Origin of the sequence: Staphylococcus cohnii subsp. cohnii, from assembly GCF_002902365.1 — a bacterium.
GTDB lineage: Bacteria > Bacillota > Bacilli > Staphylococcales > Staphylococcaceae > Staphylococcus > Staphylococcus cohnii.
This window is the reverse complement of record NZ_PPQC01000027.1, coordinates 1-523: the sequence shown is the minus strand read 5'-3', so window position 1 is coordinate 523 and position 523 is coordinate 1. Positions and strand designations below refer to the sequence as shown.

Below are 523 nucleotides of genomic sequence, written 5' to 3'. Positions count from 1 at the left end.
TCTTCAGGTGTTAATATAGACTGGGGTTTCCCTTTTCCACGTCCATCTTTAAGCCCATCATATCCATGCAAGTTGTACTTTTTTACCCAGTTATATACTTGGCTATAATTGATGTTAAAATGATTTGCTGTTGTCTTATACGATTGGCCATGATTCATATAATAATCAACGATTTCTACACGATCTTCAAATGTTAATGATTTATATTTCAATTGATACACCTCGGGTTTTGGAGAATATGTTTTTAATATTTTACCCGACAAATACTTTGAAATCCATTTGTTTACAGTTGAAGTAGTGGGGATATTATATTTAACTACTAAATCAGTTAAAGATAGGCCATCATTTATATATTCGTGCACAACTTTAAGCTTAAATTCATTTGAGTAGGTATTATTTCTCTGAATTGGTAAAAGCACCTTTATTCCATGCTTCTTAAATTTATAATAGTTAATCAATAATGTTCTAGGAGAACAATTTAAATTTAATTTTTGAATTACATTTTTCATACTATATCCTTCTT

1 protein-coding gene is annotated in these 523 nt (G+C 29.1%); it reads right to left on the bottom strand.

Annotated elements, in window-relative coordinates; all coding sequences use genetic code 11:
- Positions 1–509, bottom strand: a 509-nt coding sequence (locus CD032_RS05590; protein ID WP_142382130.1) for a helix-turn-helix domain-containing protein, incomplete at its 3' end; no start/stop codon positions are given.
- Positions 510–523 lie beyond the last annotated feature (14 nt).